This is a genomic window from Rhodopseudomonas sp. BR0C11 (genome assembly GCF_010820945.1).
Taxonomy (GTDB): Bacteria; Pseudomonadota; Alphaproteobacteria; order Rhizobiales; family Xanthobacteraceae; genus Rhodopseudomonas; species Rhodopseudomonas palustris_H.
Map to the genome: position 1 here is coordinate 1 of NZ_QTKI01000274.1, position 6,533 is coordinate 6,533.

Genomic DNA, 6,533 nt, shown 5'->3' on the forward strand with positions numbered 1-6,533 from the left:
CTCGCACCTCGCCGGCGACCGAGTCGATCAGCAGCGACGAGCCGACCTTGACGACGATGTGGCGGAAATCGTGAAGCTTGGGGCTGGCCATGGAAGATATCGATCACAACGTCGCGGTGCGCAAAGCGGTGCGACTGGCAGGAAGAGGCTCGTTTTGCAGCACCAGGACGGGCCGCGCAAGCTGTGCGAACGGATCAGCAGACCTGCCGCGATCGAGGCCGGACGCGAGGATTCAGGCGTCCTGCGGCGCCCAGGGCTTGGCTTCGGCGGGATTGTCCGCGGTGCCCATCGCCTTGTCCGAGACCGGCGCTTCGCCGATCACCGCAACCAAAGCCCGCAACGCCTCCGGCACGCCCTGACCGGTTACGCCGGACAGCAGTAGCGGCGTCTTCTTGGCGGCGCGCTTCAGCCGGTCCTTCTGCTTCTTCAGCTCGTCCGGTTCGACCGCGTCGATTTTGTTCAGCGCGACGATTTCGATCTTGTCGACCAGCGTTTCGGCATAGGCTTCGAGTTCGCCGCGCACCGTCTTGTATGCCTTGCCGGCATGTTCGCAGGTGGCGTCGATCAGGTGCAGCAGCACCCGGCAGCGCTCGATATGGCCGAGGAAACGGTCGCCGAGGCCGGCGCCTTCATGGGCGCCCTCGATCAGACCGGGAATATCGGCGAGCACGAATTCGCGGCCGTCGCTGTTCACCACCCCGAGCTGCGGATGCAGGGTGGTGAACGGATAGTCCGCGATCTTCGGCTTGGCGGCGCTGACCTTGGACAGGAAGGTCGACTTGCCGGCGTTCGGCAGCCCGACCAAGCCTGCGTCGGCGATCAGTTTCAGCCGCAGCCAGATCCAGCGCTCTTCGCCTGGCAGGCCAGGGTTGGCGTGGCGCGGCGCCCGGTTGGTCGAAGATTTGAAATGGGCGTTGCCGAAGCCGCCATTGCCGCCCTTGGCCAGCACGAAACGCTCGCCGACTTTGGTGAAGTCGTGGATCAGCGTTTCCTTGTCCTCATCGAAGATCTGGGTGCCGACCGGCACCTTCATCACGATGTCTTTGCCGCCCGCACCGTGGCGGTCGCTGCCCATGCCGTTGCCGCCCTTCTGCGCTTTGAAGTGCTGCTGGTAGCGGTAATCGATCAGCGTGTTCAGGCCATCGGAGGCTTCGACGATGATGTCGCCGCCGCGGCCGCCATTGCCGCCATTGGGGCCGCCGAACTCGATGAACTTCTCGCGGCGGAACGCCACGCAGCCGTTCCCGCCGTCGCCGGAGCGGATGTAAACCTTAGCTTCATCGAGGAATTTCATGGGTCATCCGTATCGTAAGGTCGGGGGGCGCGGCAACACTTCGATCACCGTCCGCTGCTGCCGCGGTCTGAAAGTCGAAGCGACCCTCCGCCGCCTTGCACCGGCCCGAGTCCCGGGGCGATAAGCGGCGGTCACAACCGTCCGGGCCAAATATGGGGCTGTTCGCCAAAATCACCACCGCGTCCGACCCGCGCACCGCCCGGATCGCCGGCATTCTGCTGATGCTGCTGGCGATGCTGGCGTTTTCGTTCTCCGATGCGGCCGGCAAGACGGTGGTGGCGACCTATTCGGTCGGGCAATTGCTGTTGCTGCGGGCGCTAGCCGGCTTGTTCGTGCTGTCGCCGCTGATCTGGCGCCAGCGCAAAGCGTTTCTGCGGTTGGAGCGGCCGGGGGTGCAACTGGCGCGGATGGTGATCGCGGCCTGCGAAGTCGCGGTGTTCTATCTGGCGGCGGCCTATCTGCCGCTCGCCGACGTCATCACCTTCTATCTTGCCTCGTCGCTGTTCGTCTCGGTCGGCGCTGCGTTGTTTCTGGGTGAGACCATCGACCGGGCGCGCGGAATCGCGATCGTCGTCGGCTTTGTCGGCGTTCTGATCGCGCTGCAGCCGTCGGCCCAGACGATGAGCTGGCCGGCGCTGATTGCGATCCTCGCCAGCGTGCTGTTCGCCGGCCTGCTGCTACTGACGCGGTTTCTGCGCCAGACGCCCGACATGGTGCTGGCCTCGCAGCAATTCGCCGGCACGCTACTGCTCGGCCTCGTTCTGGCGCCGTCCGACTGGATCACGCCGTCCGCGACCGATCTGGTATGGTTTGCGATCTCGGGTGCGGTGTCGGCGGTCGGTCTGCTGTGCGTCAATCGCTCGCTGCGGCTGGCGCCGGCCCGCGTCGTGGTGCCGTATCAATACACGATGATCATTTTCGCCGCCGCGTTCGGCTGGCTGCTATTCGGCGATGTGCCGTCGCGGGCGACGGTGGCCGGCGTGGTCATCATTATCTCGGCCGGGCTGTATCTCGGCTGGCGGGAGCGTAGCGCGCCGCGGCCGTCCGAGGGCGGTTGACTACTCGCCGACCCGCAGCGCCAGTCCGCTGAACCGTTCGCTGAGCACGCGCGCGCGTTCGCGCCGTTCCTCGATCAGAAGCTTGCGCTCGGTCGCCTCGAACGCGTCGAGGTCGGCACGGAACTCATCACGCACGTCGCGGACGGCGACGGTTTGGTCGGGCGAATCGGACATCGGGACCTCCCTGGTCGAACTGACGCCTAACTACACGTGGTTGATGAAGATCGCGTATGCGCGAAGTTGGAGGCGGCGCGATCAGCCGGCGATGGTTAAGCGCCGATTGAACGCGCCTGCCCGCACATCAGATGCCGAAACGGCGGTCGAGATCGACGAAGCGGAAGCTGAGCTGCTCGGTCCGCTCGCGGTGCTGCTCGGCTTCGGCTGCGCGGTCGGCGGTGAGTTCGACCTGCTCGATCGTCGCGGGCGCGAGCGGCTTGATTTCTTCGGCGAGGTCGCGGGCGAGGACGGCTTGGATGTAGCGATGAGCGGACATGTCGGAACTCCCTGTTTGGAAGTCCGTCCTACGCAGCCTGGGCCGCGCGCTGAACTCGGTTCCGACCGAGGCTGACGGCTCGTCCTCCGGCCGTGGTTAAGCGGTGGGTAACGGCGAGGGCATGGCTTGATATGTCTGTCCCGAAACAACATCGGCCGGGTCACAACCCGGCCGATCCGTTCGCTTCAATGATGGCGTGTCGAGGTACTGATCAGCAGCGCCGCTTGGTGGTGCCCCACTTCTTCAGCGACGACCACACCCCGCGGGTGAGGCGGAAGCAGTCGACCGGGGTCGACGATCCGATCGATTCGAAGCGGTGCAGCTCGACACCGGTCCACTGGAAGCCGCACTTCTCCAGCACGTTGCGCGACGCCGGATTGATCACACGCGCGGCCGAGATCATCTGCTTGGCGCCGTGCACCTCGAAGGCGAAATCGATCACCGCCCGCGCGGCTTCGGTGGCGTAGCCGTTGCCCCAATGCTGCACGCCGAGCCAGTAACCGAGCTCCGGGGCGTCACGGTCGCTCCAGTCGACGCCGACCAGTCCGATCGGCTCGAGATCCTCGGCTTCGATCAGAAACACGCTGTCGCTGCTCTTGGGAAGCGCGGTCACGAAGCGCGCGGCGTCGTCGCGCGTGTAGGGAAACGGCATCCGCCGGGTCATCTCGACGACGCGGCGATCGTTGGCGAGCGAAGCGATGGCCTGGATGTCCGCGAGGACCGGTTTACGCAGCGTCAGCCGCTCGGTCTCGAGGACGCAAGGTCTCGCCTCGCGCAACGAGGGCGTGGTGGTCGGGATCTCCTGCAACATGGCGGGCTCCTGAAGGTGCGCCGTGAAAGGTACGCAAAGAAAAAGGGGAGGCCGGTTTTCCCGCCTCCCCTGGAGCCCTTAGTTGTGCTCCGCCGGTTTGACAGGACCCGGCGGACACATATTTTTGTCCACCGTCTATTCGGCCGCCTGCATCGCAATCGGGAGTACCGATACGTAGGTGCGGCCGTTGGCTTTGGCGCGGAATTCGACTCGGCCTTCCACCTTGGCGAACAAGGTGTGATCAGTGCCCATGCCGACGTTGAGGCCGGGATGCCACTGAGTGCCGCGCTGACGCGCAATGATGTTGCCGGGAATCACGTGCTCGCCGCCAAACGCCTTCACGCCGAGGCGCTTGCCTGCGGAATCACGTCCGTTGCGCGAGGAACCGCCCGCCTTTTTATGAGCCATGGCTCGTCTCCAAAATCCGAAATACCTTTTAGATGAATCCCGTTACGGAATCATCCCGCTTTTTTGTCACGTCTGCTGCGCGCGGCGCCTTATTCGGCTGCTTCCGCAGCCGGGGCAGCCTTTGCGCGCTTGGCGCGGGGGCCGACCGAAGGCTTCTTGCCGTCGGCGAGGATCTCGGTGATCCGCAGCACGGTGATTTCATCGCGGTAGCCGCGCTTGCGCTTGGAGTGCTTGCGACGACGCTTCTTGAACGCGATCACCTTCGGGCCGCGCTTGTGGTCCAGCACTTCGGCCGCCACGGTAGCGCCGGCCACGGTGGGCGCGCCGAGAACCGGGGTGTCGCCGCCCAGCACGAGCACTTCGCCGAGCTGGATAATGCTGCCGACGTCGCCGTCGAGCTTGCCTACTTCGAGCACATCTTCCGGAACGACGCGGTATTGCCGGCCGCCGGTTTTGATGACTGCGAACATCTTTTTCTTCCTTCGTGTTCGATCCCGGCCTCGGTTAACCCGGGCCGGCTTTTTGGTCAGTCGATGACGGGGTGCGACGACGGTGCGCCGCGGCTTTGGTGCGGATGGACTTGAGCCGGGCGAAAGCCTCGCCTCTGGCCGCACAAAACAAATCGGCGCGAGACCTGCCCGCGCCGGTGCGTGACTTATACCCGCCGCGCCGCGTCCGTCAAGGCGGAAGCCGGCAAAATGCGACCGCGTGTGGGGGCGAACGCCAAAACCAGCCGTTGCGAACGCGATGCAACCAACCGGTTCCCGGTTCGTTGTCGTTCGGTTTTGAACGGGGGTATTCTCGATGGCTGAGGACAGTCTGACCACCACCAACGCCGGCATCGCCGCACACGGCGCCACCCGGCTGCCTTCAGTCGAGATCGACAGCTACAATATCGAAATCAAGGATGACGACGGTTTTCTCGGCGACCGCGCCTCCAAGGGGGCGTTCCAGCGCTTGCTCGACGATTGGCGCAAGGCGTTGCGCGAGACCGGTGACGATCCGTTCGGGCGGCGCGACACCAAGAAGATCGCCAAAAGCGCGCTCGACGAAGCGCTGGCCGGCGACGACGTCGCCGCCGCCGCGGTGGTTCACAGCGCGATCGAGGATTTCGCCCAGGAGCTCGCTCACGTCACCAAGCGCTTCCTGCGCACCAAGGCCTGGGCCGAAACCGAGTGCATCGTGGTCGGCGGCGGCTTTCGCCAGAGCCGGGTCGGCGAGCTCGCGATCGCCCGCACCGGCATTCTGCTCAAGGCGGAAGGCCACGCGGTCGATCTGGTGCCGATCCGGTTTCACCCCGACGAGGCGGGGCTGCTGGGGTGCCTGCATCTGGCGCCGTCCTGGATCTTCGAGGGCCACGACAGCATCCTGGCGGTCGATATCGGCGGCTCCAACATCCGCTGCGGCGTGGTCGAGACCGCCTGGAAGAAGGCGCCCGACCTGTCGAAAGCCTCGGTTTGGAAGTCCGATCTTTGGCGTCACGCCGACGACGAGCCGACCCGCGAGGGCGCCGTGAAGCGGCTGACCCGTATGCTCAAGGATCTGATTTCGGAGGCCGAGGACGAGGGCTTCAAGCTGGCTCCGTTCATCGGGATCTCGTGCCCGGGCGTGATAAATGCCGATGGCTCGATCGAGAAGGGCGCCCAGAATCTGCCGGGCAACTGGGAGAGCAGCAAATTCCATCTGCCGCGCAGCCTGCTCGAAGGCATCCCGATGATCGGCAGCCACGACACCGCGATCCTGATGCACAATGACGGCGTCGCCCAGGGCCTCAGCGAAGTGCCGTTCATGCAGGAATTCGAGCGCTGGGGCGTGCTGACGATCGGCACCGGCCTCGGCAACGCCCGCTTCACCAACCGCCGCGACAAGGACAAGGCCAAGAAGGACCGCGAGAAGGATAAGGAAAAAGACAAAGAGAAGGACAAGGAGAAGGGTAAAAAAGACAAGGATAGCAAGGAGAAGGCCTGAGCCCGTTTTGGCTGCCGGCCCTGCGCGGCCGGCGATCTGGGGCCTTCGGATCAATTCTGGCGAGAAAATCCGCCGCACCCCGCCTTGTCTATCTGTCGCTCCTCGCCTAGAACACGCCCCGACCACCGGGCGTGAATCGCCCGCTTTGGCACCAGGAGAGGTGGCAGAGTGGTTGAATGCACCGCACTCGAAATGCGGCATAGGTGCAAGCCTATCGGGGGTTCGAATCCCTCCCTCTCCGCCATTAGCCTGCAAACTGGTGTTCTGTTCGAGTGCCTCTGAGCTCCGCTGCGCCTTTCGCGTCGCAGGGGAGCAAGCTGCGGCCGCGCCGGATGACGTCGGCGACTCTAGCCCGACTCAATCGTCGATTGAAAAGCGCACGACGAAATGACCGCGGAATAGGCCGTCGGGCGGGGGCGGCGGCCGGGCGGTTTTCATCATCGAATCGATCGCGCGGTCCAGTGCATCGCTGCCGGTCGAACGGGTGATTCTGTAGTTGAT

The 6,533-nt window shown here is 64.8% G+C and carries 8 protein-coding genes and 1 tRNA gene; 3 read left to right on the top strand and 6 right to left on the bottom strand.

What is annotated here, in order from left to right:
• Window positions 1–232: 232 nt before the first annotated feature.
• A complete protein-coding gene (obgE, locus tag DYI24_RS18520; protein WP_164573357.1) occupies window positions 233–1,294 on the bottom strand; it encodes a GTPase ObgE in 1,062 nt (353 codons plus the stop codon).
• A gap of 152 nt (window positions 1,295–1,446) precedes the next feature.
• Here obgE and DYI24_RS18525 point away from each other — a divergent pair, with 152 nt between their 5' ends.
• On the top strand, window positions 1,447–2,352 hold the full coding sequence (locus tag DYI24_RS18525; RefSeq protein ID WP_164573358.1) for a DMT family transporter: 906 nt from the start codon (window positions 1,447–1,449) through the stop codon (window positions 2,350–2,352).
• Here the strand turns inward: DYI24_RS18525 and DYI24_RS28120 are convergent, their stop codons facing one another.
• The 5 genes from DYI24_RS28120 to rplU form a co-directional block, all read right to left on the bottom strand.
• The gene (locus tag DYI24_RS28120) at window positions 2,353–2,526 is read right to left on the bottom strand and encodes a hypothetical protein (protein ID WP_199852179.1); all 174 of its coding nucleotides are present in this window, start codon (window positions 2,524–2,526) and stop codon (window positions 2,353–2,355) included.
• Between the two features lie 127 nt (window positions 2,527–2,653).
• Window positions 2,654–2,845 (bottom strand): hypothetical protein, encoded by a 192-nt coding sequence (locus DYI24_RS18530; protein ID WP_107342418.1) that lies wholly within the window; start codon window positions 2,843–2,845, stop codon window positions 2,654–2,656.
• A 211-nt stretch (window positions 2,846–3,056) separates the two neighbouring features.
• Complete coding sequence (locus DYI24_RS18535) at window positions 3,057–3,656, bottom strand: GNAT family N-acetyltransferase (protein ID WP_164573359.1); 600 nt, start codon at window positions 3,654–3,656, stop codon at window positions 3,057–3,059.
• A 135-nt stretch (window positions 3,657–3,791) separates the two neighbouring features.
• On the bottom strand, window positions 3,792–4,064 hold the full coding sequence (gene rpmA, locus DYI24_RS18540) for a 50S ribosomal protein L27 (protein WP_011155727.1): 273 nt from the start codon (window positions 4,062–4,064) through the stop codon (window positions 3,792–3,794).
• 89 nt (window positions 4,065–4,153) lie between these two features.
• Window positions 4,154–4,534 (bottom strand): 50S ribosomal protein L21, encoded by a 381-nt coding sequence (rplU, locus tag DYI24_RS18545; RefSeq protein WP_107353781.1) that lies wholly within the window; start codon window positions 4,532–4,534, stop codon window positions 4,154–4,156.
• Window positions 4,535–4,868: 334 nt separating this feature from the next.
• On the opposite strand from rplU, the gene DYI24_RS18550 reads away from it, so the two are divergent.
• On the top strand, window positions 4,869–6,032 hold the full coding sequence (locus tag DYI24_RS18550) for an ROK family protein (RefSeq protein ID WP_164573360.1): 1,164 nt from the start codon (window positions 4,869–4,871) through the stop codon (window positions 6,030–6,032).
• 154 nt (window positions 6,033–6,186) lie between these two features.
• A tRNA-Ser gene (locus tag DYI24_RS18555) sits at window positions 6,187–6,276 on the top strand.
• The last annotated feature ends 257 nt before the right edge of the window (window positions 6,277–6,533 follow it).